The 23,728-nt window shown below is 55.3% G+C and carries 28 protein-coding genes; 20 read left to right on the forward strand and 8 right to left on the reverse strand.

Annotated elements, in window-relative coordinates:
- Window positions 1–108: 108 nt before the first annotated feature.
- The 3 genes from KVT38_RS01660 to KVT38_RS01670 all read left to right on the forward strand — a co-directional run bounded on the left by KVT38_RS01660 (window position 109) and on the right by KVT38_RS01670 (window position 3,279).
- The gene (locus KVT38_RS01660) at window positions 109–1,686 is read left to right on the forward strand and encodes a leucine-rich repeat domain-containing protein (RefSeq protein ID WP_217591934.1); all 1,578 of its coding nucleotides are present in this window, start codon (window positions 109–111) and stop codon (window positions 1,684–1,686) included.
- 182 nt (window positions 1,687–1,868) lie between these two features.
- Window positions 1,869–2,261, forward strand: a complete 393-nt coding sequence (locus KVT38_RS01665; protein ID WP_217591935.1) for a hypothetical protein — start codon at window positions 1,869–1,871, stop codon at window positions 2,259–2,261.
- A gap of 31 nt (window positions 2,262–2,292) precedes the next feature.
- Entirely contained in the window at window positions 2,293–3,279 is a 987-nt protein-coding gene (locus KVT38_RS01670) for a DUF4303 domain-containing protein (RefSeq protein WP_217591936.1), read from the forward strand.
- Between the two features lie 266 nt (window positions 3,280–3,545).
- On the opposite strand, the gene KVT38_RS01675 is transcribed toward KVT38_RS01670, so the two are convergent.
- Window positions 3,546–5,042, reverse strand: coding sequence for an MGH1-like glycoside hydrolase domain-containing protein (locus KVT38_RS01675; protein ID WP_217591937.1), 1,497 nt, complete (start codon window positions 5,040–5,042; stop codon window positions 3,546–3,548).
- Between the two features lie 149 nt (window positions 5,043–5,191).
- On the opposite strand from KVT38_RS01675, the gene KVT38_RS01680 reads away from it, so the two are divergent.
- From KVT38_RS01680 to KVT38_RS01690, 3 genes are all read left to right on the forward strand, one after another.
- The gene (locus KVT38_RS01680) at window positions 5,192–6,106 is read left to right on the forward strand and encodes an AraC family transcriptional regulator (RefSeq protein WP_217591938.1); all 915 of its coding nucleotides are present in this window, start codon (window positions 5,192–5,194) and stop codon (window positions 6,104–6,106) included.
- Window positions 6,107–6,194: 88 nt separating this feature from the next.
- Window positions 6,195–6,632: a hypothetical protein gene (locus tag KVT38_RS01685; RefSeq protein WP_217591939.1), complete on the forward strand. Its 438-nt coding sequence runs from the start codon at window positions 6,195–6,197 to the stop codon at window positions 6,630–6,632.
- 69 nt (window positions 6,633–6,701) lie between these two features.
- A complete protein-coding gene (locus KVT38_RS01690) occupies window positions 6,702–7,427 on the forward strand; it encodes a sulfite exporter TauE/SafE family protein (protein ID WP_217591940.1) in 726 nt (241 codons plus the stop codon).
- A gap of 67 nt (window positions 7,428–7,494) precedes the next feature.
- Here KVT38_RS01690 and KVT38_RS01695 read toward each other — a convergent pair whose 3' ends face one another.
- Window positions 7,495–8,220 (reverse strand): VCBS repeat-containing protein, encoded by a 726-nt coding sequence (locus KVT38_RS01695; RefSeq protein ID WP_217591941.1) that lies wholly within the window; start codon window positions 8,218–8,220, stop codon window positions 7,495–7,497.
- Window positions 8,221–8,400: 180 nt separating this feature from the next.
- On the opposite strand from KVT38_RS01695, the gene KVT38_RS01700 reads away from it, so the two are divergent.
- The 5 genes from KVT38_RS01700 to KVT38_RS01720 all read left to right on the forward strand — a co-directional run bounded on the left by KVT38_RS01700 (window position 8,401) and on the right by KVT38_RS01720 (window position 11,446).
- The gene (locus KVT38_RS01700; RefSeq protein ID WP_217591942.1) at window positions 8,401–8,961 is read left to right on the forward strand and encodes a dihydrofolate reductase family protein; all 561 of its coding nucleotides are present in this window, start codon (window positions 8,401–8,403) and stop codon (window positions 8,959–8,961) included.
- A 97-nt stretch (window positions 8,962–9,058) separates the two neighbouring features.
- Entirely contained in the window at window positions 9,059–9,523 is a 465-nt protein-coding gene (locus KVT38_RS01705) for a CDI toxin immunity protein (RefSeq protein ID WP_217591943.1), read from the forward strand.
- Window positions 9,524–9,573: 50 nt separating this feature from the next.
- Window positions 9,574–10,029 carry a DinB family protein gene (locus KVT38_RS01710; protein ID WP_217591944.1) on the forward strand — a complete coding sequence of 152 codons (456 nt, stop codon included), beginning with the start codon at window positions 9,574–9,576 and terminating at the stop codon, window positions 10,027–10,029.
- Between the two features lie 18 nt (window positions 10,030–10,047).
- The gene (locus KVT38_RS01715; protein ID WP_217591945.1) at window positions 10,048–10,929 is read left to right on the forward strand and encodes an RCC1 domain-containing protein; all 882 of its coding nucleotides are present in this window, start codon (window positions 10,048–10,050) and stop codon (window positions 10,927–10,929) included.
- A 28-nt stretch (window positions 10,930–10,957) separates the two neighbouring features.
- Window positions 10,958–11,446: a hypothetical protein gene (locus tag KVT38_RS01720; protein WP_217591946.1), complete on the forward strand. Its 489-nt coding sequence runs from the start codon at window positions 10,958–10,960 to the stop codon at window positions 11,444–11,446.
- Window positions 11,447–11,503: 57 nt separating this feature from the next.
- On the opposite strand, the gene KVT38_RS01725 is transcribed toward KVT38_RS01720, so the two are convergent.
- The gene (locus tag KVT38_RS01725) at window positions 11,504–12,064 is read right to left on the reverse strand and encodes a cupin domain-containing protein (protein ID WP_217591947.1); all 561 of its coding nucleotides are present in this window, start codon (window positions 12,062–12,064) and stop codon (window positions 11,504–11,506) included.
- A gap of 127 nt (window positions 12,065–12,191) precedes the next feature.
- On the opposite strand from KVT38_RS01725, the gene KVT38_RS01730 reads away from it, so the two are divergent.
- Entirely contained in the window at window positions 12,192–12,479 is a 288-nt protein-coding gene (locus KVT38_RS01730; protein WP_217591948.1) for a hypothetical protein, read from the forward strand.
- Window positions 12,480–12,565: 86 nt separating this feature from the next.
- Here KVT38_RS01730 and KVT38_RS01735 read toward each other — a convergent pair whose 3' ends face one another.
- From KVT38_RS01735 to KVT38_RS01750, 4 genes are all read right to left on the reverse strand, one after another.
- Window positions 12,566–13,495, reverse strand: a complete 930-nt coding sequence (locus KVT38_RS01735) for an NHL repeat-containing protein (RefSeq protein ID WP_217591949.1) — start codon at window positions 13,493–13,495, stop codon at window positions 12,566–12,568.
- Window positions 13,496–13,681: 186 nt separating this feature from the next.
- Complete coding sequence (locus KVT38_RS01740) at window positions 13,682–13,933, reverse strand: hypothetical protein (RefSeq protein ID WP_217591950.1); 252 nt, start codon at window positions 13,931–13,933, stop codon at window positions 13,682–13,684.
- A gap of 155 nt (window positions 13,934–14,088) precedes the next feature.
- The gene (locus KVT38_RS01745; RefSeq protein WP_483298151.1) at window positions 14,089–14,319 is read right to left on the reverse strand and encodes a hypothetical protein; all 231 of its coding nucleotides are present in this window, start codon (window positions 14,317–14,319) and stop codon (window positions 14,089–14,091) included.
- A gap of 106 nt (window positions 14,320–14,425) precedes the next feature.
- Window positions 14,426–15,325, reverse strand: a complete 900-nt coding sequence (locus KVT38_RS01750; RefSeq protein WP_217591952.1) for an SDR family oxidoreductase — start codon at window positions 15,323–15,325, stop codon at window positions 14,426–14,428.
- Window positions 15,326–15,533: 208 nt separating this feature from the next.
- Here KVT38_RS01750 and KVT38_RS01755 point away from each other — a divergent pair, with 208 nt between their 5' ends.
- On the forward strand, window positions 15,534–16,187 hold the full coding sequence (locus KVT38_RS01755; protein ID WP_217591953.1) for a TetR/AcrR family transcriptional regulator: 654 nt from the start codon (window positions 15,534–15,536) through the stop codon (window positions 16,185–16,187).
- A 272-nt stretch (window positions 16,188–16,459) separates the two neighbouring features.
- On the opposite strand, the gene KVT38_RS35150 is transcribed toward KVT38_RS01755, so the two are convergent.
- Window positions 16,460–16,582: a hypothetical protein gene (locus KVT38_RS35150; RefSeq protein ID WP_256454724.1), complete on the reverse strand. Its 123-nt coding sequence runs from the start codon at window positions 16,580–16,582 to the stop codon at window positions 16,460–16,462.
- A 178-nt stretch (window positions 16,583–16,760) separates the two neighbouring features.
- On the opposite strand from KVT38_RS35150, the gene KVT38_RS01760 reads away from it, so the two are divergent.
- The 7 genes from KVT38_RS01760 to KVT38_RS01790 form a co-directional block, all read left to right on the forward strand.
- Window positions 16,761–17,591, forward strand: a complete 831-nt coding sequence (locus tag KVT38_RS01760; protein WP_217591954.1) for a histidine racemase CntK family protein — start codon at window positions 16,761–16,763, stop codon at window positions 17,589–17,591.
- Between the two features lie 23 nt (window positions 17,592–17,614).
- Window positions 17,615–18,409 carry an SAM-dependent methyltransferase gene (locus KVT38_RS01765; RefSeq protein ID WP_483298152.1) on the forward strand — a complete coding sequence of 265 codons (795 nt, stop codon included), beginning with the start codon at window positions 17,615–17,617 and terminating at the stop codon, window positions 18,407–18,409.
- A 34-nt stretch (window positions 18,410–18,443) separates the two neighbouring features.
- Window positions 18,444–19,748, forward strand: a complete 1,305-nt coding sequence (locus KVT38_RS01770) for an opine metallophore biosynthesis dehydrogenase (protein ID WP_217591956.1) — start codon at window positions 18,444–18,446, stop codon at window positions 19,746–19,748.
- A 35-nt stretch (window positions 19,749–19,783) separates the two neighbouring features.
- Window positions 19,784–21,403, forward strand: coding sequence for a staphylopine-dependent metal ABC transporter substrate-binding lipoprotein (gene cntA / locus KVT38_RS01775; RefSeq protein ID WP_217591957.1), 1,620 nt, complete (start codon window positions 19,784–19,786; stop codon window positions 21,401–21,403).
- Window positions 21,404–21,417: 14 nt separating this feature from the next.
- Complete coding sequence (gene opp1B / locus KVT38_RS01780) at window positions 21,418–22,353, forward strand: nickel/cobalt ABC transporter permease (RefSeq protein WP_217591958.1); 936 nt, start codon at window positions 21,418–21,420, stop codon at window positions 22,351–22,353.
- On the forward strand, window positions 22,354–23,244 hold the full coding sequence (gene cntC, locus KVT38_RS01785; RefSeq protein ID WP_217591959.1) for a staphylopine uptake ABC transporter permease subunit CntC: 891 nt from the start codon (window positions 22,354–22,356) through the stop codon (window positions 23,242–23,244).
- Window positions 23,245–23,248: 4 nt separating this feature from the next.
- Window positions 23,249–23,728, forward strand: a 480-nt coding sequence (locus KVT38_RS01790; protein ID WP_217591960.1) for an ATP-binding cassette domain-containing protein, incomplete at its 3' end; no start/stop codon positions are given.

The raw sequence follows: 23,728 nt of genomic DNA on the forward strand, positions 1-23,728 counted from the left end.
GGGCAGCGAAGACGCAAATTAAAGACAGCTGGGCAAAAGTGGCACCCCTTCTCGTGGGTATCATTGGTATACTTGATGAGACACCAAGAAGAAGGGATCTGAGACGTTTTGAGTAAGGTTTTATCGGGATTGTTGTTAGCTTCCGCCATGTTCCTTGGCTTGCCTGGACAGGCATGGATGGAGGAAGCTCCGCCCCAGGATGAACAGCTGCAGCAGGCTTCGGAGGTTCACTTTCAGGATCAGAAGCTCGAGTCTACGATCAAGTGGCAGTTACATAAGAGCGACGATGAAGCCGTCACGAAGGAAGACATGGCGTCATTTACCGAACTCAGCCTAATCGGCGTAAATCATGTAGAGGGCTTGCAATATGCGACGAATCTGAGGCAGCTTAATGTATCCAGGAGCGAGCTTCAGGATATCGGCGTGCTCCGCTCGTTAACCAAGCTGACGAAGCTGGAGCTCGGGAGCAATCAGATCTCGGATCTGAGTCCGCTTAGGTCGCTGACCAACCTGGAGACGCTTAATATGAACAGCAATAAGATTACGGATCTCGGGCCGCTGGGAACCTTAACTAAGCTCAAGGAGCTGAACCTCTTTGGCAATCCGATTACGGATTTAAGCCCGCTTGAGCCGCTGATCAACCTGGAGAAGCTTTATTTGTCCGGTAATATCAAGAACATCAGGCCGCTCGCTTCCTTGACCAAGCTTAAGGAGCTGAATCTCCAATCCACCCAGTTCACAGATCTGAGTCAGTTAAGGTCGCTCGTCAACCTAGAGAAGCTTGACCTGAACAACAATGGAATCGCGGATATTGGACCGCTCAGCGCATTGACCAAACTGACGAGTTTGAACCTCTCGAGCAATCAGATCGCGGATCTCGGTCCGCTGAAGTCGCTGACCAAGCTGCAGTCTCTTTACATCACAAATAATCGGATCTCGGATCTCCAGGCGCTAGCCGGGTTAACCCAACTGAGCTCGCTCTATGCGGGAGACAATGAGATCAAGGACCTTGCTCCGCTAAAGAAGATGACGAAGCTGGTCGTCCTCAATCTCGCGAGCAATTTGGTTTACGATCTCAGGCCTTTGCAATCTCTGAAAAATATCTCTTACCTGGACGTATCCTACAACCGCATATGGAACCTGGAGCCGATTCGTGGCCATTCGTTTGCTCATTATTACGACACGGGCGCGCTTATCTACGGGCTGAATTACGCAGGCAATTATTTGGATCTGAGGCGCACTTCCACGTCGTACAAGATTCTCGAAGCGCTTGATCAGAGGGACAGTCCGGCAAGCACCACGCCCATCAACAAAGTCGAACGCTTAGTCATCGGCAGCACGACCGCCTACATCTGGGAGAGTGCTTTTCAGCTTACCCATGCTCCGTTTATCGTATCGGACCGCACGTATGTCCCCATTCGGTTTGTATCGAAGTGGTTGGGGGCGGACGTAGGCTGGGACCAGCGCACAAAAGAAGTGACGATTCGCAAAGGCGGTCAAACGATCCGTTGGATCGTAAACGAGAAAAAGGCCGACGTGAACGGACAGACGGTGCCTTATGATGTGCCGATGCTGCTGAAGAACAACAGCGCGTTTGTCCCGGTACGCTTCGTGTCCGAACGGCTGGACGCCTCCGTGGAATACATGACCAATCCGAAGACCGTGCTTATATTTGAGAAAAAGTGAATTTGAATAGCATCGATGTGGTTGACTGATCCCGCTTAAATAGCGGGATTTTTTTATTCTAAGTTAGTGGTATTAAATCGCCTTACTTTACAGGCCAAGGTACCATATAAAGTTAGTACTAAACAATCATTGCGCAGGAATTTATGATGAGGGTAATTCAGAGCGACGGGGAGACTGTTAGTATGAAAAATAATAGATCCAAATTAAAAGTCGGTATCCTCACCGTGCTTCTGTCCATAGTTATGCCAGTATTAATCCAATTCATATTCAGAATTATTTTTGCGGATTATTACACGCACGGCGGATTCCTGCCCGGGTTGGGGCATTACTTCGTAACTGCGCTGATGATTATCGTTAACCTGATCGCTGCACCGATAATTATATTATCAATCTACACAAAGCTTGAACAAGAGAATATCGCAGAAGCACTATTAAAGAGAATCACAATCGTTTTTGTTGCCAGCGTGATCGTACAAATTGGGCTCAGCATTTGGATTGAAAATCCGTTCTCTCCATCGGATACGGATCTTTGGTTACAAAGAAACCCTTCATCTATTCAGATAGACTTCCGATAAAGGAAATATCTGGGTAGTGAGGAGTAGAGGTATGCCGAAATCAAACGACTTTGCAAAATTAAAAAAATTGGTCATTCAGCACGGAGAAAATACGATAAAGGCCTTTGCAAAAACGCCGCAGAATAAAGGCGTTTACGTTTTCGTGATCGATTCTCATGCACTTTATGGCGATGTTAATTTTAGGTGGAACACGCTAGACGGATTTGCATATACGCGTACGTTTGACAGTTATAAAGATTACACGGACGACAGACTTTATGGACATATTGGACTTAAATACTGCGTCGGTGATTTTCGATTTGAGGACGAGCGTAATGAAAAGCTTGGAAAATGGACTATGAATTACGCCGATGCATTAGATGAGCTATGCGACGAAGAGGAGGAAGAGGATCAGGTCGATCAATACATGGACACATTCATCGCGGTCTTGATCGAAGCGATGAAAGAGCTGATGCCCGCCTTGAGTCAGCTTGACCTCACCGACAACTTTATTGCTTACGTCGTAGACCACGATGCCGCCGACATGACTTACCTCCCTGAGACGGTTTCCCCATCGCAGCTGGACAAAGCGTTTCCTGAGCTAAAGGCATATGAGACGTACAAAACCCGCCTGCAATCCTTACAACTCGATGAACAGGCGGCCTTCTGGTGCCAAACGCTTGCGGATTTTGAAGATGGTCAAGAAAGCGAAGCAGTGATACAGCTAAGGAGCCTCTCACGTTATTCGTTCGATGTGCAAGACGAACTCGTGAAACTGGGGGAGATTGCTGTACCATTCCTAGTTACATACTTAGAAAAGGAATTTGAAGAGCAGTTTGCACTACAAGACAATGGGCACTCAATGAAGGCATGGACGTTCCAAAGCCCTATCATTGACATAGCTAAAGCTGGGGAAAACGAGATAGGCCGTCTGCAGGCACTTTATTTGCGCCAAAAGCAGGAGCGCCCGGAAGCGCAAAATACGACAAATACTTGGCGTGTGCTTCATGCACTAGATCCGTTGCGCTTTCCCGAATGACTTGAATACAGTGAGAGATTATATAATCGAGAAACGTCAGCGAACGAAAAAACGACGCTGCTGTATATGGCGGCGTCGTTATGCTCCTAATAATGCCATCGTGTCACCGGGTTCGACCGTTACCATAGACGTGCCAGCCAATACGATCCTAGCGGGCAGTCCTGCCAAGGTAATCAAGCATATTGAAGAAGAATGACACCCGGCAATATAAACGGTCGTCTGACTGAGAGCAGCACCCGATTCAGCACAGAAGCTTCGATCTCAACCTAACCCAGCTTCAACGTTTCTTCTCCATCCGCCCATTTCACGACAAGAGTCACGGGAATATTGGATTTCGCAGTGATGATCGGCTTCTCGTTTGGAGACGTTCTCTTCTCGCAGCGAAGATCCAGAATGCCGTCGTTGCCGTATGGATACCCGGATATGCCGTGCGCATCGAGAAGCCTCACATCCCATTCAAGGATCGCATGGGGCACATTCGGCTTCAGGCCGAAGACATATTCGAACAGCACGGCGATGGGCGTAAGCCCTGTCCACCCGACAAAGTCCGGCAAGGCAGGGTTGCCGGGGGCGACGTTTTCCGGCGAATAGTTTTCCCATACGGTTCCTGTACGCTCATATACCATGAGGACATGATCCAGATGCTTGCTCGCAATCTGATGCGCCAAGGCATCGTAGCCGGCTATATGAAGGCCTTTCAGAACCATGTAGTTCGTCGGCGCCCAAACGCCGCCTCTCCAGTAGCCGCCGTCCTCTTGATAATCGGGGTGATCGGCGGATAAAGTGGGTATCGGATGCGGACGGTTAAACTCGTTTTCATTGCGCAGATGGGAGATGAACTTTTCCTTTTGATTCTCCGGTACGATATCGGCGAGCAATGCCCAGTAGGCCCCGATGGACTTCACCTGGTTAAGCTCCCCGCTTTTCCATAGATCGTAATAAAACGCGCTATCGTCATCCCACAGCTTATGGTTCACGAGATCCGATAGTAAGGCGACCTCCTCCTCGAACGCCTGCATCTCCTGTCTTCTGCCAACGACGTCGCTCATCTGCAAGAGCAGTTTAGCGCTTAGAATCTGCTGAATGCAGGTATCCGCCCAGACCATATGTCCATGAGAAAATGACTCGTGGTACTTCTTATCCAATCGAGGCGTGTTATCCATACCGCAGCCCCATCCCGTCGACCAGTAGCTTCCGTCCGTCCATGTCCTGAACGCCTTGAGCCACAAGTGGTAACCGACCAATACGGGGAACACCTTTTCTAAACGCGCCTTGTCATTGTAATTCAAATAATATTCCCACTCGGTGAGCGGCATAATATTCGGCCCCGTGCTGCTTAAGTCAAAGCGGTGAAACTGGTCTCCCCCATCGTCTTCCCGAATCTCCCGGCATATAAAGCCGTCCTCGTGCTGCTTGGCGTACAGGTTGTCCAACGTCTTTTGAAATTCAAAGGCACGATTGCCATATCTCGCGAAGATTAAGATAAAACTGGAGTCCCACATAAACAGACAATCGTTAAAAGCGGTATCGATGTAATTGGAGATGAAGCCGTTGTCGGACGTCGGCTTTCTCAGGTTTTTAAAAGCCAGCTGCCATGCCTTCCAGTAGCAAGCGATAGCCCGATCATGGCCTTCCCAAAAGGGTGCCGGCAATAACTCCTTGGCATCCTCGAAAGTCGGCAGCGCCTTAGCTTCCGGTGTCGTCTTCAAAAACACGTTTTCCTTTACAAACCGATTATTCACGTACATATCCAAGTAACGCATATCGTTTCAATCTCCCTTAGGATTTAATCAATTGAGATCGCTTGAACCATGCGCTTGCGCCTCTTCAATGATATGATAATGTTATTTCCGGAAATTTTCTTGCGATATCATGGAGATCTATAACACGATTCTGTTATTGGAGGAGCGGCATGAAAGATCATAACGCACTCATCTTTGAAGGGCCGTCGGAAACGCCTGATTTCCCGGTGAGGATCTCCTTCAACGACTCCAGGAAGGTAGTGAACGGTTCTGACAGACTGGTGTACTGTCATTACCATGATGAATTTGAATTCAATTATGTGGTTGAGGGAACTGTCGTGATGGAGATCGGCACCCAACGCATTCCTGTTCATGCGGGAGATGCCGTCATCATCCATGCGAATGAGATTCATAGCGGTTATTGCGAGAAGGAGGCGCATGTCCGCATGTTCGGCATTATTTTTAAGCTGGACATGCTGCGCAGCCAGGAACCCGATGTCAGCCAAAGCAAGTATCTGGAGCCCTTCCTGGGCGGACATTATCGATTCCCTTCCTATATTCCGAACAAACCCGGCTGGCAGGCGAAGATCATCTCCGAGATGGCGCGCATCGTCGAGACGTACCAGCAGCAGCCCTTCGGATACGAATGGATGATCAAGTCTAGTTTCTACACGATTATGGCTGAGATCATTGCGAACCAAGCATTCGTAACGCAGAACGAACAGTCCGTCATGACCAGCGAAAAGCTGGAACGGTTCAAAAAATCCATCTCGTACATCCAGGAGCATTATATGAGCCCTATAACGGTAGAGGATATTGCGGGGGCAGCGGGGATCGGCGTGGACCATTTCTATAAATTTTTCAAACAAATATCCGGGGAGACTCCGGTGACTTACGTGAACCGCCATCGGACGAGGATCGCCGCCAACCTGTTGAAGTACACCGATTTATCCGTGCTGGACGTTGCCGTTCAAAGCGGTTTCGATAATGTGAGTTATTTTATTAAAACGTACAAGAAGTACACCGGATTAACGCCTAGCGCCTGGAGAAAAAGGAGCAGCGTGGAAGTGTCGGCGAAGGCGTGAGTAGAATCCGTTTTCTCCATCATTGCGAACGGCCGATTCGGTCACGAGCGTCGAATATGAACATCAAATAGGGAGTGTATTTTTGCGCATGAGAAATTTAACAATGCTGTCCGTTGTACTATTTATGTTTTTACTTCTTTCAGCATGTACAAGCAAAGAAGCAGAACACAATCTAAATGATCAACCGGACGAAGTTGTCTACTATGGCAAAGGCGAAGAATGGCTTGCCACCTTCTCCATATTTAAAGTTAACCATTTACTGTTTGATTCCATATATATTCAAAATATTGGAGAAGACCGGGGAGCCAAAGGCCCCATTGAGTATAAGCTCGTCGGCGGGGATGGGTTCAAGTTTGAGAGTCAGTATCCTCAGGAGCTACAGGGCGTTAGAAGCTTTCACACGTCCTCTGAGTCGAATTCGGATATCGTATCTATTAAACCGACTGCGGATGGCGTTTTTGAACTGACGATCGAATTTAATGGAAAGACAGAAAACCTGAAGCTGAAAAAAATGACTGCACGATGATTTGGATTAACAAAATGCTAGAATAATAGTCTGGCTTGGCTTGTTCGGCGTTCGAGAGGAGATCTGCGTTTGGGTTCTTATCTTTTCGTACTTTTGGTCGGTCTGGTGGCTGGAGCAATCAGCGGAGTGATCGGCACGGGTTCTTCCATCATGCTGCTGCCTGTTCTCGTCTTTACGTTTGGTCCCAAACAAGCCGTGCCGATCATGGCGCTGGCGGCCATTCTGGCGAACATCTCCAGAGCGATTGCCTGGCGGCGAGAGATCGACTGGAAAGCTTGGGCCGCTTATTCCGTCACGGGCGTGCCGGCCGCAGCCGTCGGTGCCCGCACGTTGTGGGTGCTTCCGGCTTCTTATGTCGATGTCGCGCTTGGGCTTTTTTTCCTGTTCATGATTCCTGCTCGGCGCTGGATTGGGGCTAAGAAGTGGACGATTCAGCTGTGGCAGTTGTCCGTCGCGGGAGGCATCATCGGCTTTTTGACCGGCGTCGTCCTCTCGACCGGCCCCCTCAGCGTTCCTGCTTTTACCGCTTACGGGCTGACAAAAGGAGCGTTCTTGTCAACGGAAGCTGCGAGTTCGCTCGCCCTGTACATTAGCAAGGCGGTAACGTTCCGCGAATTGGGGGCGCTGCCTCCGGAGGTAGTCTTGCAGGGTGCTATCGTGGGCGCTTCGTTGATGGCGGGAACTTTTCTGGCCAAGCGGCTCGTGCAGCGGATGAGCGACGTTTCCTATCGAAATGTGCTCGATCTTCTCCTGCTCGTCTCCGGCATCTCCATGCTGTGGACGGCGGTTCGTTGACCTTGCCGCTGCGCGTGCCGCATACGCCCCCCGCTCGCTGCAGCGGACGGATCGGCAGGTTGTCGAGCTAGAACAGACTGATCAACTTCGAACCAAGTATCGCCACGGTCAATCTGGCGGACGCAAATCGGTCGCCGTTCCAGGTGAGCAAATTCTCGACATAGCCCAACGTATCGGCGTTCGTCGTCCCGATAATGCGTTGCAGCGCAAATAAATCGTAGCCCACGCCTCTTTCGTTTGTCACGATCGGATACAGCCCGCCCAGCGCAAGGACCTCGCCCTGAACAGGCTGCTTGAGCTTGCCATCGTCGTCATAATACTGCGACAAATAGTCGTAGCCTTTACTGCTAATGTCTATGTTAAAAAGCACGTCAAGCTGCGGATTACTGACGCTCACCTTGTAGAAGTCCTCATAATTTACGTTAAACTTAAACGCCTCGTTATATTTTTCAAAGTCAAACATCTCGTAAACGACATTGTTCTTGAAAGAATACATATAAAAGATCCCGTATCCCCCGCTCCCGCCGGTATCGATGCTCACGAGTATGTCCTGTGCGCGATCCTTGGAGAAATCTCCGAGGAATAGCCTGGCGTTGTATCCCGCGTTGTTCGGCAGATTGACCGCCGTGCTTCGGTTGGAACGCCCATCCTGAATGATTAGCGTAATGTGGTCGGCGAACGGTCCATCGGATTGATTGCCGTATAAATACACGTTATCCAGAATGCCGTCCCCGTTAACGTCTCCTAGCTTCGCGTCAAGCAGCACAATACTTCGTGAGCGTGCTTCGTTCATTCGAACATCCCCTATTCGCGGTCAAATGCCTTATGCCTACAAATATGTAGGTCGGTACCTAGCGGATTGTGCGGACGCCTAGCCCCTCGAATATAGCAATCCAGAAGAACTTGAAAAAAAACATTGTGATACGATTAAAAGTAAGTGGTTACGAGCAAGTAAATGGGAGGGGTTATTGTAATGGCTAAACTGATCTATCCTGTTAACCTGTCTTTGGACGGCTACATGGAGGACGAGCGCGGCGAGCTCGATTGGTCGATCTCCGATGACGAGACGTATGATTTCTGGACGGGCTTCCAGCGGACGATCGGCACCTACTTGTACGGGCGAAAAATGTACGAGTCGATGGTGTACTGGGAAACGGCGGACGCAGGCGCCGCACAACCGGAGACAACACGGCAATTCGCGCAGATCTGGCGAGCCGCCGAGAAGATCGTATATTCCCGGACGCTTCCGGCGGCAGCAAGCGCCAAGACGAAGGTCGAACGTGAATTCGATCCTGATGCGATCCGGAGGCTGAAGACGTCTTCAGAAGCCGACATGTCGATCGGCGGCCCCGAGCTTGCCGGGCAAGCGCTGAGCGCGGGGCTGGTGGACGAGTGTCATCTGCTGCTTAATCCGATCGTCTTGGGCGGAGGGAAGCGCGCATTGCCGGACAATCTCCGCACGCGGCTCGAACTGCTTGGCGAGCGCCGCTTCCGAAGCGGCGTTATTCATCTCCACTACCGCGTGATCGTCTAACCGCTAGCTCAGCGACCAACAAGCTGCCGAGAAGATCGGCAGCTTGTTGAGCATGGTAGCTAACAGCTACAATGAAGTTCCATTAAGGCGTGATTGCATGGATAAACAAGAAAGAAAATTAAAAACCGAGCAGCTAAAACGAAAAGTGAAAAAAGAAGCAGCCCTTCATGTCTTGTTTGAAGAATGTATGGATGCGTTAGGCGATAATACGCGAATTTATAGTTTAGACGAATCTGTTAGAGTTATTGCCAGGCTAGTTTCTTCGTTTCCTTTTACAAATTGGGGAAGCGTTGACTGGACTTCAGTTGAACGGAAGATCTCCCTTCATGATGTGGAGGAAATAAGAAAACTAGACGAGTTTGAAAACGACAATGAGTTATTAATCATATGGGATGAAATGAATTTACCTGTAGTAGAAAGTACTTTGGAAAGGATTCTAAATCATTTTGATGATGTGGAAGCCGTTGGATTCAATACTTGGATTGTAAATATGGAAATGAACAAACTTATTGAGAAAAGCCATGATGGGAGAATTACGTTCGGAAAGTACGACAGAAATTAACATCGAATAGGCAAATCGCCCCCCCCCCCCCCCTCAAGGAGGAACCCCATATGAAAACAATCAAGCGCATGCTGGACCACATGTACTGGGCGGACGGGCGCATCCTGGGTGCGCTCGAGGAGAGCAAGACGCGGGACAAGGACCTCCTGAAGCTGGCACGGCACGTGGCGGTCGCGGAGCGCGTCTGGCTGTCCCGCTTGCAAGGCAAGGGCAGCGCGCAGTATTCGCTCTGGGAGGAAACGGAGGACCTGACGGCGATCCGGAAAATGTTCGAGGAAAACGCCGAACAATATCGCGTTTATATCGAGGGGCTCGAGGAATCCGCGTTGGACGAGATGGTCGTCTATGCGAACCAAAGCGGGGTTCCATTCCAAACGTCCGTCCGCGACATTCTGTCGCAGGTGCTCCTTCATGGACAGTATCACCGCGGACAGATCAACCGGGGACTTCGAATGGCATCTGCCGAGCCTGTTCAGGTCGACTACATCAAGTTCGCAAGACTCTGACATCGCGGGAGGCAAAGCGTGGATCAAAGATCAGAGACCAAGGCTGCGTCACAAGTAAACCGGGCGCCCCAAGTCGTCCTAGCGGCGGGTCATCGACATTCCGTCTTTCTTCGATCTAACGGGACGGTGGCGGCCGCGGGCGACGATAAACTAGGCCAATGCAACGTAAGCGACTGGCGCGATATCGTAGCTGTCGCGGCCGGCAACGTTCATATGGCGACCAACACGGGGAATTCGCATACCGTCGGGCTTCGATCGGATGGGACGGTGGCGACTGTCGGTTGGAATAAGCATGGCCAATGCGATGTAGGCGACTGGCGCGGTATCGTCGCGATCGCAGCAGGGTGGCGCCGTACCGTCGGGCTCCAATCGGATGGCACGGTGGTGACGGCAGGCCGCAATCATGAAGGCCAATGCAACGTAGACGACTGGCGCGATATCGCGGCGATATCGGCAGGCGACTGGCATACCGTCGGCCTTCGATCGGACGGCACGGTGATGGCCACGGGCAACAATCGATACGGGCAATGCGATGTCAGCGGCTGGCGCGATATGGCTGCGATCGCGGCGAGTTACCTGCATACCGTCGGCGTAAAATCGGACGGTACGGCTGCGGCTGTCGGTTTAAATCTGCACGGCGAATGCGATGTCGGCAACTGGCGCGATCTCGTGGCGGTCGCGGCGGGCAGCTACCACACCATTGGGCTCAAAGCGAACGGTACGGTGATAGCCGCGGGTAAGAATGATCATGGCCAATGCAATGTCGGCGGCTGGCACGATATCGTGGCGGTCGCGGCGGGCTGCGCGCATACGCTCGGCCTGAAGTCGGACGGCACCGTGGTTGCCGCGGGCAGCAACGAATTTGGCCAGTGCGATGTAAGTAGCTGGCATAGACAATAAACACACACCACTAGAAAGAGGGAAAACAATGAGCGGATATCCCCCGGAAATCGAACAATTCCATCAAACCCTATGCAGTCTGGCCGGCGTCGATTCTGTCGTGAGCGGCGTGGATGACCTGTCATCCGTGGATGCGGAGCTGCTTGCCGTACCCGAATACGCCCATCTGCCGCATGCTGCGCTGCTGCGTACCGGGGGCGGCCTGGACAACGAAGTTTTGGTTCAATTCGAGCTGGCGTTGCAGCCGTCACAGGAAGGTTGGCATGCGCTTGAGTTTCTCGGCTGGTTCGTCCGCGACTGCGCAAGAGGCGGCCGCAAAATGCAATTGCGACCGTTTGCGCTGCCGCCCGAGACGCCGAACGGCAGGCAGCTGGGCCAGACGTTGAAGTTCCACCTCGATCTGTTCGTGGATGGCATCGAAGACTCGCTGGCTCCCGCCTTTCAGTCGATATCGGAGATCAACCGGTCCTTGGAGCTTGCCATACGTTTGTACAAGATGAATGTAGAGCAAGTATAAGCAAAGAAGCTCCGCCGTCCCTTTAGGACGGGGAGCTTCCTTCGTTTTGATCCTCGCTTATTCGGCCGCCATCGCATCCGCCTTCGTCCGATGTACTGTGCCAAACGGGTGCTGCGGCGGCGCGTAGATGACGTACACCTTAAGCGGTACGTTGCCGGTATTGGTCACGTTGTGCCAGGTGCCTGCCGGGACCATAATCGCATCGCCCTCTCCCGCCGCAGCTTGGAAGTCCAGCCGCTCCTTCGTTTTTCCCATCTGCACGAGCCCTTGTCCCTGTTCGAGCCGGATGAATTGATCCGTATGCGGATGCACCTCGAGACCGATGTCGCTGCCGACGGGGATGCTCATCACGGTCACCTGGAAGTGCTCGCCCGTCCAAATGGCCGTACGGAACGTGTCGTTCTGCTTCGTCACCTTCTCAATATTGATGACTGTCGGCTGCTTCCCGTGATCCTGGATAGCCGTCCCGGCTGCGGGCTGGGAGCTGAACCGCTCGTAGCCATAATACGGAGAGGAATGTGCAGGCTGTTGAAAATAAGGATAGCTGTAGCTGCGATACAGCTCCCACACATAATAAGCGTACGCCAGGTTCGGATTGACTTGAGGCAAAGCTTGCATCGGGTTCATCCCTCCATGCTCGAATACCTCATCCTATGCCCAGCGTAGGCAAATGTACCTTGGTCACCGCAAGCCTGCTATGATAAGGATACAAGAAGCACTTTTTCATGGGTTGGAGGTGAAGCTCGTGTCCAAACGAATTCAAAATATCGCGCTTGCCGTCATCGCCTTGCTCATCGCCTACATTCTCTTTTTCCCATCCCCAACGCCTCAGCTCGCTGTGAGAAAACACCTGCTGATCTCCTTCCATCCGATCAAAGCCGTCTCTGCCGAGGTCCGCGCGGGGAGCATCCAAAACGATCCGAAGTACGGCGATCTCTACGAAATCTCGGATCCGGATATCAGCGAATCGTTCATCTATGTAAAAAAGTCGAAGTTAGGCTGGCGAGTGGCCTCCGTCGGCTCCGGGCCGTAATGCAAATCCCCCGAACGGAACGACCGTTCGGGGGATTCGCGCGTCCGCCGCAACCGCGAAGCGCGAGCGCTTTGCCATTGGCGCGATTAAGTGCCGAGGATTCGCTTCCGATTGAGCACAGCCGCATTCGGCGGGCCGTAATCGTGGATCACCTGGATCTGCGAGATCTCGTCGTCGTACAGCTTAAACGAGCGGATGGCCGAATAAGAGTCGATCTCGGTGACATACACCTTGCCGTCGAAGTAGGTCATGTAGTAAGGAATGCCTTTGAAGCCCAGCTTCGTATAAAGGTCCTCGGCCGTGCTAAAATCGGACAAGTCCTTCAGACGAATGAACTGGTTGTAATAGACCGTGATGTAGTAGTAATTGCCCATCTTCTTGATATCGTTCATGGAGCGGTAACCCGGGGGGACGTCGTACTTCTCCTGAAGGGAGAAGGTGCCGTCTTGGTAGTTGGCGACGAGAATCTGGTTCGGTCCGCTCACGAAGTACATTTTGCCGTCGATGATCGAGAAAGACCGGACATAGGCACCTTCTAAGTAAGTGAGATTTTTTTTGCTGTCGACCAGCACTTTGCCGTCTTTGATGGATAGCGTATAGATGTTCTGCGTGTCCGAGGTGAGGACGTAGAACTTCCGCGTCGCCGAATCGTAGATCGTGCGGTGCGGCCTGCCCTTGATGCCGGCGATCGTCTGCGTTCTGACGAAGCCCTTCGTCGTGAGCGTATAGACAATCAGGCGATCACGGCCGGTATCTTCGGACACAAAAATGGTGCCGTTGCCCGCGATGGAATGGGGAGCGGCTATGTCATTGTCAAGCACCTTCCAGTCCTTGATCGGCAGCTTGACATCTTTGCTGTAAAGCAATCTATGATTCCAGGAATCTGCGATAAAATACAAGCCCGCGATCTTCGTAATGAACATCGGCGAATACAGGCGATCGGCATAGCTGTCGTTAGCGGCATGGGTCGGCGTCGGCGTCGATTGAAACACGAGCGCGATCAAAGCTACAAGCATAGTCAGGCGCAATCCGGCTTTTCTCAAAAAATATCCCTTCCCCTCTAGTTGATGACCTCAAAGTTATATAACCCACAACTTCCCTGATTCGTAACAGGAGAGGACAATCTCGGACAAAAATCGAGGGGCGGCCGCGCGAAAATAAATAAGCGCTTCCCGAAGAAGCGCCGCTGCGAGTTTTTGCAGTTACTTTTTGCCAGAATCAAGCAGGATTGCGGGATGGCTGATCCGGAAGCCCAAAGGTTCCGTCTCAAGTTCCACTCGGATCCAGCGAGGCTTCTCCTGCTGCTGCTGTCGCGCGGACGCTTCTAGGGCCGCAACCTCGCCGGCATGCCGGATCTTCGCGTAGTTCAAGGTCTGGATGACGAGCGTGGCGCCCAACAGACATACGCATAATCCGCCGATGCCCGCCGCCAATTTCGTTACGTTTGCACGCAATGGTTTTCCCTCCTTATTCTTACAATCTCTCAGACGCCGCTGGAGATAGGAAGGTTGCGACGGTTCGCGGTCAAAAAACAGCAAAACGGGATCAAGCAGGAATGGTCCCGCTTCATCCCGTTTGTGCTTTTTTCGGACAAGTTCAAGGATGGCGATTAGATCAGCGCGATCGCGAGCAGCGTAAACAATGACAGCGCGACGATGCCGGCTCCCCAGCCGCCATAGCCGCCATAGCCCAAGCCCCAAGAGGACAACGTTAGTTCGCCCTTGGCAGGCTTCAAGTACAGATTATCCCAGTCCACGCCCATGATCGTGCCTTCATAGGTGCCATTGTGCGTAGTCACGCGCACTCTCCGGTTCTGATGCTTGACGCAAAATTCGTACATCCCCATTCGGCTCCCGACCTCTCTTCTCTGATGTTGGCAAGGCTAATACCAACGTATGAGAGATGCCCGTGCCGGGATTGGATGGATCGAGAAATGTGCGGCTGCCTTAACCCTTGAAGTAATGGCCTTCCTCGAGGTCCTCGATCAGCCCGACATGCTCCGGCTGCCAGCCCAGAAGCTCGCGGGTCAGGGCGCTTGACGTCGGGTTGTCCGCCGAGGCGTAGCCGCCGAGCCAGGTGAAGTGAGCGGCCGCTTCTTCGGGCGGGATGCTGACCACCGGCAGGTTCAGATGGCGGCCGATGACGCCGGCGATCTCGCGGAAGGGGATACCCTGCTCGCCGACGCCGTGCAGCCGCGAGCCCGCCGGGGCGGACGCGAGCGCCTGCCGGGACAGGCGCGCCGCATCCAGGCGATGCAGGGCCGGCCAGCGCTTGGAGCCGTCGCCGATGTAGGCGGAGACGCCTTTGGCGCGTGCGATCCCGATCAAGGCGGGCACGAAGCCGTGATCGTCCCGGCCGTGGACGGACGGCGAGAGCCGGACGACCGCCGAGCGCACGCCGCGTTCGGCCAGCGCGAGCACGGCATTTTCCGCGCCGCCCCGCGGCACCTCGGAATGGACCGCGTCCGCCTCCGTGCCGATCTGCCCCCGCGGCAGTCCGTACGAGAGCATCAGCGTGCCAGACGTGATGACAAACGGCTTGCCGGTGCCTTCGAGCGCCGCACCCATCGCATCGACCGCGCGCTTGTCGATCCCGATCGAATCGCTGTAATTCGAGAAGTCATGCACAAAGGCCAGGTGAATGACGCCGCCCGCGGCGGCGGCTGCGGCGCGCAGGCTGTCGAGATCGTCCAGCGAGCCGCGGTGAACGTCCGCGCCTGCCGCCGTAAGCGCTGCAGCCGACTCGTCCGAACGTGCCAGTCCGAGAACCTGATGTCCCGCGCCAAGCAGCTCGCGGACGACGGCGGAGCCGATGAAGCCGGAAGCGCCGGTTACAAATACACGCATTTACAATTCCTCCTTGTGATCGGGTTCGCCTCAGACCTGTAGGGTGCAATCGGTCGCTTAAGTACAAAGCCGATTATACGCTCATTAATTAAATTAGTAAACAAATTTTGATAATTTGGTTAACTTAGTAATTAAAACAAAAGTTGTTTCTGATGAAAGCGAGTTTGTTATACTGTTAAGGACCAGCAGCCAAGGAGGCCTTCGAAGCATGAGAAAACCCGTAGGCATCGATGTATATATACAAAAAATCAAGCCCGTGATCCGCAAAACGAAGTTCAGCCAGCTTAAAATAGACGAGATCGCCAAAGCGATGGATATCAGCAAGGTGACGCTGTACAAGCACTTCTCCTCCAAGGACGAGATCCTCGAGCAGGTGACGGACTACTACATCGATTTTTTGCAAAGTTCGGACAACGTCGTTAGTGACGAGTCCCTCTCCTATGCCGAGCGCTTTCGGCATACGTTTGCGCAGTCGCTGATCGGCGTCCTGTACGTATCCGATCTGTTCCTGGAGGATCTTAGGACTTATTATCCGCACCACTATGAGCGTTTGGCCGCCGCGCAGCAGAGCCGCAGCCGCAATCTGCAATCGTTTTTCGAAGCCGGGATGGAGCGGCAGGCATTTAACCGGCTGAACCCGCAGCTGTTCATGGTTCAGGACGACGCCGTGCTGCGGCGCTTCCTGGATCCTGCCTTCTCGATCCAGCACGATATCACGTTGAAGCAGGCGATCCTCGACTTTTACCGGATGAAGCAGTACCAGCTGCTCACGCCCGCGTATTTGCATGCCGCGCTCGAGGACCAGGAAGACCAGTCGGCGTTGGAAAATAAAATCGCGCAGATTTTGCAAAACTTCTCCTGACCGCCGCTTCGCTGGAACGTCGAGCAGCCCCCGCCTATGGCGGGAGCTGCGGTCATGCAGATTGCTCACCTGTCAGAACGTATGGCATCGGACTCAGGAGACGTTATTTCGTAAAAACGGGTCCAATTGCCACTGGTTGCGGACTGGAATGACGTTACGACCCGGCATCAGGGCCGAATAAGGCTTTTCATCCCGCAATAACGTCCGCTGAGTCCGCAAACGGCCCGCGAATCGCGATAGCAACAGAATAACGGCCCCTCGGTCCGTCTCTTCTACGCGTACGCGATCATGCGCAAAAACGCCGGACGCGCGAGCAGCCACGCCTCACCCGTCGGCGGATGATCCTGTTGAAAAGCTGCGCGCACACCGATCGCCCACTTGATGCTATTCCGCACATTTTCACCCCACTTATTGTTATTTTAGACAGACGCGGCTACATACGAGAAATTGCATGTGAAGACCAACTCCAACTTTTCATTGACGGCCATCCATTTGTTGGATACAATTCAAATTGTAATTTTTACGATTAACAACAATGACTCGCCCGCAATCCTATCCCTTGAGGTCGTGAAGATGAGACGGGAAATCGAATTCGTCAAATGCAATCCCACGCAGAACATGACCCTGCTCGTGAAGTCCGCGCATCCGCGTGAGGATCAGCCCCGAATCGCCGCCAATTTGATGTCCTACGACCATGTCTATGCCGAACAGGTGGGCTTTATCGAAGCGTCGCGCGATCGCGGCGCCGAGGCGTATCTGCAGATGGCAGGCGGAGAGTTCTGCGGCAATGCGTGCATGTCGCTGGCGGCTTATCTTGCGTCGGAGCGGGAGCTCCGCCCCGGCGAGACGACCGAGATCGTGCTGGAGACGTCCGGCACCGATCGATTGGTCGCCTGTCGGGTCAAGCGGTGTTCGGACGGCTACAGCTGCGCCATCGACATGCCTGTTCCTTCGAAGGTGATGCCTAAAGTAGTCGACTACGAAGGCGAGCCGCTGAGCCTGGTCGTGGTCACCTACCCTGGCTTCTACCATCTCGTCATGGAGGTCGAACAGTTCGATGCGGAGGTCAGACGGAAGGCGGAAGGTCTGGCCAAACTCCTCGGCACGCTATCTGACGCGGCTGTCATCGGGGTTATGCTGTTCAGGCCCGATTCGAACGAGATGGCGCCCCTCATTTACGTGCCGGCCCTCGACAGTCTGATCTGGGAGCGAGGCTGCGGCTCGGGCACGGCTTCGCTCGGCGCCAGTCTGTCCCGGCAGCGCAAAGGCGCCGTATCCGTGCCGGTACGGCAGCCCGGCGGCACCATCCATGTCTCGGCCGACTTCGCGCAGGACAAGGTGACGTCGCTTTGCATCGAAGGCATCGTCGGCATTGTCGCCGACGGCAGAGCGTTTATCGAATGACCATTCGAACGGAGGGATTAGCGTTGCATGCAGAGCAATTCAAAGGGCGGCTGAACGATTACCATGATCGATTCGCGGCTTTGGCCGGCGCGTACGACGGGACGTCGAACCAAAGCGCGGCCCTAGAGGCAGTCATCGACGATTATGCCGCCTTCGTCATCGATGAAGACAGCCAGTGCGCATGGGCGAAGCTGGAAGCGCAACTGTCGGTTCCGCCGCTGCGCACCCTGATCGAGTCGCTCAGAAGCGCGTCGGCGCAGTGCGTCGCCATCATGGAGAAGTACCGGGCCATCCGGCTGCTGGAAGGACAGATCGAGCGAAGCGCCTACTTTCGCAATATCGAGTCGTGCATCGAGCAGGAGTTCGGCAGCTTTGGGGTGGGCAGCGACGCCACGATCGTACTCGTCGGGTCCGGCGCCTTCCCCATGACGCCCCTGTTCGTCGCAAGGCAGACCGGAGCCGCCGTGATCGGCGTCGATATCGACCCGGAAGCGATCGCATTGGGCAGACAAGTGATCGATCGCCTGGGCGAAGGGCTCGATATCCGGCTGGAGGGCGTATCGGTCGACAAGCTGGAAGCAATCGGATCAGCCACGCACATCATTTTCAGCTCCACCGTTTCCGTCAAGTACGCGCTGCTGGACCGGTTGCACGGGCTGACAGGCAGCGATGTCGTTGTGGCGATGCGGTACGGCGACCGTCTAAAGTCGTTGTTCAACTACCCGATGGAGCCGGTCGACGCGCGCAAGTGGCGGCTGGCCGAGACCGTGCTTCGCCCCGGTCAGGTGTTCGATATCGCCTTGTACCGGAAGGCTTGAACGTACGACAAACCGCACCGAACGGAGGCTGCTCATGCAAGAAACGATAAAACGTATTCTGATCGCGGGAACCGGTCCCGCGTCCGTTCAGATGGCGACGCTGCTCAAAAATGGGCCGGCGTGCGAAGTTGCCGTCGTCGGGAGACGTTCAATCCGGTCTGCGCCTTTCTTCGCGGCGCTGCATCGGGAAGGCGGACGAATCCGCGTCGAGGTACAGAACGACAAGCACGCCGCCGTTGGGGGCGAATGCCGTCTCGACCGGGTTTACGAAGGCTACGAGACCGTGGACGGCGCCTGGGACACCGTTATGCTGACGGTAACGGCCGATGCCTATATTACCGTGCTGTCGCAAATGTGCGAGGCGGTGCTCCGGCAGATCCGGTGCGCCGTGCTGCTCTCGCCGACGTTCGGCTCCAATATCCTCGTGTCCCGCTATCTGAACGACCGGCAGGTCGACGCGGAGGTCGTCAGCTTTTCCACCTATCTCGGCGATACGCGCTGGATCGGCGGCCCTTCGGGCGAAGTCGTCACGGCCGCGGTCAAGAACAAGGTGTACATCGGCTCGACGCGGCATCCCTCCGCGAATGTCGATTGGCTGCGCGAGCGCTTTGCCCGATCCGGAATGACCTTGGAGCCGACGGCATCGCCGATCGAAGCCGAGACGCGCAATCTGTCCCTGTACGTCCACCCGCCGCTGTTCATGAACGATAACGCGCTCGAAGTCGTCTTCGGCGAACCGGCAGTCCCTAAGTACGTTTACAAGCTATATCCCGAAGGTCCGATCACACCTGGCTTGATCCGAGGCATGCTGGCGGCCTGGAAGGAGATCTCGGCGATCGTCGGCCGCCTGGGACAGGCGCCCGTCAACCTGCTGAAATTCATGACGGACGATGGCTATCCCGTCAGGCCGGAAAGCCTGCCGCGTCCGGACATCGAGGCATTCCCCGACCTGGCGCCGATTCATCAGGAGTACCTGCTCTACGTGCGCTACGCCTCCCTGCTGATCGATCCCTACTCGGAGCCGGACCGGGACGGCCGGTACTTCGACTTCTCCGCCGTGTCGATTCGCTCGCGTTTCATAAACGAGGAAGGATGCTGGGACATTCCTCGCATGCCTAAGGAAGATTACTATCGGACCAAGATCATCCAAGGCGTAGCGCGGCGCCTGGATACAACCTGCCCGACCATCGACCGGTTCGTCGATATCTACGAGCGCCATCTTGAGGCAGCCGCGTTGGCGCTTAAAGGCCGGTGCCTGTCCGATGCCTTCAACGTTCAAAGCTTCGCGGCCGACATCAAGCGGATCTGCGACGCGCTGCCGCAGCGGCCAGCCACATAGTCACCTAATCTATCTATCGATCCGGAGGATTCTACATGAACAAAAGCATTCTTTTCCTATTATCGATCCTGATCGTCGCCGTCCTCGCGCTTGCGGGTTGCGGCAACGATGCGAAGAACGATGCGAAGAACAATGCGAACGGCGAGGCTTCTGACAAGGCGCTTGTCTACGCCACCTCCAAAGACATCAACGACATGAATCCGCATCTGTATGCAGGCTCCATCCCTGCGCAAGGCATGGTTTTCGAATCGCTTGTGGAAAACACGAAGGACGGCATCAAGCCGTCTCTCGCCGAGTCGTGGGACATTTCCGAGGACGGCAAGACCTATACGTTTCACCTGAGGCAAGGCGTTGTCTTCCACGACGGCGCGCCCTTCGATGCGGAAGCGGCGAAGCTGAACATCGATGCGGTGCAAGCCAACGCGAGCAAGCATGCCTGGATCAAGCTGTCGACCAAAATCGTCAGCGTCGATGTCGTCGATACGTACACGATCAAGCTCGCGCTCTCCGAGCCCTACTACCCCACCTTGCTTGAGCTGGCGATGACTCGTCCGTATGCCTTCCTGTCCCCCAGGGACTTCAAAAACGGCGGAACCAAGGATGGCGTCATCGGCTACCACGGCACCGGTCCGTACCAGCTGGCCGAGCATCAGGCGGAGCAATACGCGACGTTTACGTCCAACGAGCATTACTGGAACGGCGCGCCCAAGATCAAGCGGATCACGGCCAAAGTGCTGCCCGCCGGCGAGACGACGTTCCTGGCCCTGCAGAAGGGAGAGGTTAACTTTATCTTCACGGACGACCGCGGCGCGGACAGCATCGACGTGGCGTCCATGACACAATTGACGGATTCGGGCGATTACCGGCTCGTCCGCAGCGAACCGATGAATACGAAGATGCTCGCGGCCAACAGCGGCAGCGCGAACAGTCCGATCCGCGAGCGGGCCGTCCGGGAAGCGATCTGGTATTCGGTCGACCGGGAGACGATCGGCAGGGACATTTTCGGCGGCACGGAAAAGCCTGCGGACGCCCTCTTCTCTCCCAATGTCAACTACGCCGACATCGAGCTGCCCAAGCGGGCGTACGATCCCGAGAAGGCTGCGACGATGCTGACGGATGCCGGCTGGATCGCGGGGAAGGACGGCGAAGTCCGCACGAAGAACGGCGTAAAATTAAACCTGAAGCTGTACTATGACGCAAACTCCCCTTCGCAGAAAACGCAGGCCGAGTTCATCCAAAGCACGGTCGGGGAGATCGGCGTGGGGCTGGCGCTGGTCGGCGAGGCGTCCGCCTCGATCGCGAGCCGCAGAGCGTCGGGCGATTACGACCTGCTGTTCAATCAGACCTGGGGACTCGCCTACGATCCGCTCAGCACGATCGCCGCTTTTACGTCCGAAGCCGCCTACCTGCATACGACCGAGGGCATGGCGAACGCGCAGGACCTGTATGCGAAGATCGATGCCGTCACGGTATCCGCCGACGAGACTGCGCGCCGCTCGCTTTATGGGGAAATCTTGAAAAGCGTTCACGACGAGGCCGTCTTCATCCCGCTTACGCACGGCAACGTCACCGTCGTGGCGCCCCGCGATCTTCAGGGCATTGCCTTCAAGCAGACGCAATACGAGCTGCCGTTCGAACAGATGTACTTCGAGTAACAGAGGGGGCTGCCATGCTTCATTACATAGGAAATCGCTTATTAATCGCGGTCCCTCTGCTGGTCGCCGTGTCGTTCGTCGCTTTTCTGCTGAGCAGTCTGTCTCCGTCGGATCCCGCCGAAGTCGTCCTGCATGCGCAGGGCGTGCCCGGCATTACGGAAGGCCTGATCGCCGAGACCCGCGCGGCGCTTGGGATGGATCGGCCGCTGCTGATGCGCTACGGGGACTGGCTCCTCTCGGCCGTACGGTTCGACTTCGGCGACTCCTACATCACAGGCAAGCCGGTCTGGTCGCTGCTCGGTCCCGCCTTTCTTCACACGCTGACTTTGACGCTCGTCTCCGCGGCGGTCATCATGGCGCTGTCGGTCGTACTGGGCGTCGTATGCGCGCTTCATGAAGGCAAACCGACGGACAGAGCCGTGCGGGGCCTGGCCTTCTTGCTGACCGCCATGCCTCCCTATTGGCTGGCTGCGCTGCTGGTCTGGTTTTTCTCCGTGAAGCTGGATCTCCTGCCGACGAACGGGATGGACGACGGCTATCGCAGCTTTATTCTGCCCGTCGCCGTCCTCGCCATCGGTTATGCCGGCATCTACTTCAGGAATATACGAAGCGCCATGCTCGGCAACCTGAACGAAGATTACGTACTGTACGGCCGGGCATCCGGCCTGCCTGAGCGCAAGATCACGCTTCGTATTCTGCGCAATTCCCTGCAGGTGGCCGTCTCCGTCTTCGGGATGGCCGTCCCGATCATCCTGGGGAGCACCGTCGTCGTGGAGAACCTGTTCGCCTGGCCCGGCCTCGGCACGCTCAGCGTCAAGTCGATCCTGAGCCGGGACTTCCCCATCATCCAGGCATACGTGCTCGTGCTTGCCGTTGCTTTTGTCGCCTTCAATACGCTGTCAGATATCGTTAATGCGGCGCTGAACCCCAAGCTAAGGAGGGAACGCTGAATGAAGCTGCTTCGACAGCTGTGCCGGGACAGGTTCGCCGCACTCTGCCTCTGCTTCCTGACCTTAGTGGCGGCTGCCGGCCTTCTGGCTCCCCTGCTCGCGCCGCATGATCCGACTGCGGTCCAGATGGCGCTCCGCTATGCCCCTCCATCCGCTTCCTACTGGCTGGGCAACGATCATCTTGGCCGATGCGTGCTGTCCCGCATTCTGTACGGCATTCGACCCAGCTTCCTGTGGGTGCTGGTCGCGCTGGCGCTGTCCGTCGCGATCGGGGCGGTCGTCGGCTTCCTGGCAGGCTACTGTCGAGGCTGGACGGATGCCGTGCTGATGCGGATCTGCGACGTCATGCTGTCGTTTCCCGGGTACGTGATGACGCTTGCCGTCATCGGCATCCTCGGCGTCGGCCTCGACAATATTTTGATCGCGTTCGCGCTGATGAAGTGGGCCTGGTTCGCCCGCGTCATTCGAACGAGCGTCATGCAGTTCGCGGATGCCGATTACGTGAAGTTCTCCAGAACGCTCGGCGTCGGACACGTCCGCATTATGTTCAAGCACATCCTGCCCGTCGCACTGCCGGATATTGCCGTTATTTCAAGCAGCGCGTTCGGCTCCATGATTTTGCAGATATCCGGCTTTTCTTTTCTCGGCCTGGGCATTCAGGCGCCGAACGCGGAGTGGGGGATGATGCTCAGCGAGGCGAGGAGCGTCATGTTCTCCCGTCCCGAGCTCATGCTGGCCCCCGGCGTCGCGATCGTGCTCGTCGTATCCGCCGTCAACTTTTTGTCCGACGCGCTTCAGACGGCATTGGACCCGAAGCTGTTCGCTTCGCGCCGCGAGACGCGGCCGGGACTCGCCGCAGCTGCGGCCCGTCCGGGAAGAGAGGTGGCCTGATCCGATGAGCGAACTGCGCGTCTCCCATCTGCAAGTATGGGACAGCCGAACCGGCCAAGCGCTGATCCCGGACTTGTCCTTCTCGGTCGATCCAGGCAGCTGTCTGGCGATCGTGGGCGAGAGCGGCAGCGGCAAATCGCTCGCTTGCCGCTCCATTCTTCGCTTGCACAAGCCCGGCGTCCGCCAGTCCGGGGATATCTGGCTCGACGAGACTAATCTGGCCAAGCTGAGCGAATCAGAGATGCGGAAAATGAGAGGGAAGCGGGTCTGCCTGATCGTACAGAACGGCATGCGCGCCTTCGATCCGACGCGTCCGGTCGGCGAGCACTTCCGCGAAACGCTGGCCTGGCACTTCGGCTGGGGCCGCGACGAGACCGCGGCCCGAATGCGCCGGGCTTTGGAGAGCGTGCTGCTGAAGGACCCGAACGCGGTCATGAACGGCTATCCGCACGAGCTGTCGGGCGGCATGCTGCAGCGGGCGATG

The organism is Cohnella sp. GbtcB17 (assembly GCF_019091135.1).
Classification (GTDB): domain Bacteria; phylum Bacillota; class Bacilli; order Paenibacillales; family Paenibacillaceae; genus Cohnella.

Coding starts and splice junctions, on each gene's coding strand:
- KVT38_RS01665 (WP_217591935.1), top strand. CDS start 1,869: ATGAAAAATAATAGATCCAAATTAAAAGTCGGTATCCTCACCGTGCTT.
- KVT38_RS01670 (WP_217591936.1), top strand. CDS start 2,293: ATGCCGAAATCAAACGACTTTGCAAAATTAAAAAAATTGGTCATTCAG.
- KVT38_RS01675 (WP_217591937.1), bottom strand. CDS start 5,042: ATGCGTTACTTGGATATGTACGTGAATAATCGGTTTGTAAAGGAAAAC.
- KVT38_RS01680 (WP_217591938.1), top strand. CDS start 5,192: ATGAAAGATCATAACGCACTCATCTTTGAAGGGCCGTCGGAAACGCCT.
- KVT38_RS01685 (WP_217591939.1), top strand. CDS start 6,195: ATGAGAAATTTAACAATGCTGTCCGTTGTACTATTTATGTTTTTACTT.
- KVT38_RS01695 (WP_217591941.1), bottom strand. CDS start 8,220: ATGAACGAAGCACGCTCACGAAGTATTGTGCTGCTTGACGCGAAGCTA.
- KVT38_RS01700 (WP_217591942.1), top strand. CDS start 8,401: ATGGCTAAACTGATCTATCCTGTTAACCTGTCTTTGGACGGCTACATG.
- KVT38_RS01705 (WP_217591943.1), top strand. CDS start 9,059: ATGGATAAACAAGAAAGAAAATTAAAAACCGAGCAGCTAAAACGAAAA.
- KVT38_RS01710 (WP_217591944.1), top strand. CDS start 9,574: ATGAAAACAATCAAGCGCATGCTGGACCACATGTACTGGGCGGACGGG.
- KVT38_RS01720 (WP_217591946.1), top strand. CDS start 10,958: ATGAGCGGATATCCCCCGGAAATCGAACAATTCCATCAAACCCTATGC.
- KVT38_RS01725 (WP_217591947.1), bottom strand. CDS start 12,064: ATGCAAGCTTTGCCTCAAGTCAATCCGAACCTGGCGTACGCTTATTAT.
- KVT38_RS01735 (WP_217591949.1), bottom strand. CDS start 13,495: ATGCTTGTAGCTTTGATCGCGCTCGTGTTTCAATCGACGCCGACGCCG.
- KVT38_RS01745 (WP_483298151.1), bottom strand. CDS start 14,319: ATGTACGAATTTTGCGTCAAGCATCAGAACCGGAGAGTGCGCGTGACT.
- KVT38_RS01750 (WP_217591952.1), bottom strand. CDS start 15,325: ATGCGTGTATTTGTAACCGGCGCTTCCGGCTTCATCGGCTCCGCCGTC.
- KVT38_RS01755 (WP_217591953.1), top strand. CDS start 15,534: ATGAGAAAACCCGTAGGCATCGATGTATATATACAAAAAATCAAGCCC.
- KVT38_RS01760 (WP_217591954.1), top strand. CDS start 16,761: ATGAGACGGGAAATCGAATTCGTCAAATGCAATCCCACGCAGAACATG.
- KVT38_RS01770 (WP_217591956.1), top strand. CDS start 18,444: ATGCAAGAAACGATAAAACGTATTCTGATCGCGGGAACCGGTCCCGCG.
- cntA (WP_217591957.1), top strand. CDS start 19,784: ATGAACAAAAGCATTCTTTTCCTATTATCGATCCTGATCGTCGCCGTC.
- opp1B (WP_217591958.1), top strand. CDS start 21,418: ATGCTTCATTACATAGGAAATCGCTTATTAATCGCGGTCCCTCTGCTG.
- cntC (WP_217591959.1), top strand. CDS start 22,354: ATGAAGCTGCTTCGACAGCTGTGCCGGGACAGGTTCGCCGCACTCTGC.